Source organism: Mesorhizobium sp. M7A.T.Ca.US.000.02.2.1 (assembly GCF_003996995.1).
Classification (GTDB): domain Bacteria; phylum Pseudomonadota; class Alphaproteobacteria; order Rhizobiales; family Rhizobiaceae; genus Mesorhizobium.
The window spans coordinates 1-1011 of record NZ_RZTT01000804.1 but is presented as its reverse complement, the minus strand read 5'-3'; the positions used below and the strand labels follow the sequence as shown (position 1 = coordinate 1011).

The following is a 1011-nucleotide window of genomic DNA, read 5'->3' as shown; positions in this document are numbered from 1 at the left end:
CAATGAACTCTCGCCAAAACCTTCGGCTGCCAGCGAGCGGCCGACGAAGATGATCGCCGTGCGCTCCATCGGATCGGCGGCGAGCAGCGCCTCGATGGTCGCCAGCGTACCGGTCAGCACACGCTCGTCCGGCCAGGAGGCGCGGAAGACGACCGCCACCGGGCAATCGCCGCCATAGTGCGGCGTCAGCTCGGCAACAACGCGGTCGATGGCGTGGATGGCCAGATGAATGGCCAGCGTGGCGCCGGTGCGGCCGAAGCCGGCCAGCGTTTCGCCGGGCGGCATTTTTGACGCGCGCCCTGAGATGCGGGTCAGCACCAGGCTTTGCGCGACTTCAGGAATGGTCAGTTCGCGGCGCAATGCGGCGGCGGCAGCGGCGAAGGAGGGGACGCCCGGCGTCAGCGTGTAGGGAATGCCATGCTTTTCCAGCCGGCGGATCTGCTCGGCGACGGCGCTCCACACCGACAGGTCGCCGGAATGCAGGCGGGCGACATCCTGGCCTGATTTATGCGCGTCGAGATAGGCGGCCTCGATCTCGTCGAGCGACATCGGCGCGGTGTCGATCAGTTTTGTCCCCGGCGCGCAGTGCTGCAGCAATTCGGGCGCGACGATCGAACCGGCATGCAGGCAGACCGGGCAGCTTGCCAGCAGCCTCGCGCCGCGCAGCGTGATGAGGTCGGCGGCACCCGGACCGGCGCCGATGAAATGGACGGTCATGGCGCATCTCCGCTGATGGCGATCGCGCAGGTGACGGGGCCGAGCACCGTGCGGGGGCCGAGCAGTCTGGCGCCGGCGCCGGCAACGGCGAGGGCGGATGCCTCGGAAACCGATGGCGTGCCGGCGAGTTCTTGCGAGAGGTTGCGCGAGGCGGCCCCCCCATCCGGCCCTCCGGGCCACCTTCTCCCCGCTGGGGAGAAGAGATTGGCACCGCCGCTGGCAATCTCCTCTCCCCCCGGGGGTCCGAAGGACGGGCGAGACATGTGGCTCGCCCCGGAATGGTCAGCCGAGCGA

The 1011-nt window shown here is 69.3% G+C and carries 1 protein-coding gene and 1 pseudogene; both read right to left on the bottom strand.

Annotated features, from left to right (window positions below; translation table 11 throughout):
• Positions 1–717, bottom strand: a 717-nt coding sequence (cobM, locus tag EOD15_RS34775) for a precorrin-4 C(11)-methyltransferase (protein WP_127409329.1), incomplete at its 3' end; no start/stop codon positions are given.
• Positions 714–860, bottom strand: a pseudogene (locus tag EOD15_RS34770) (cobalamin biosynthesis protein); the annotation flags it as partial. The gene cobM and the pseudogene EOD15_RS34770, both read right to left, overlap by 4 nt.
• Positions 861–1011 lie beyond the last annotated feature (151 nt).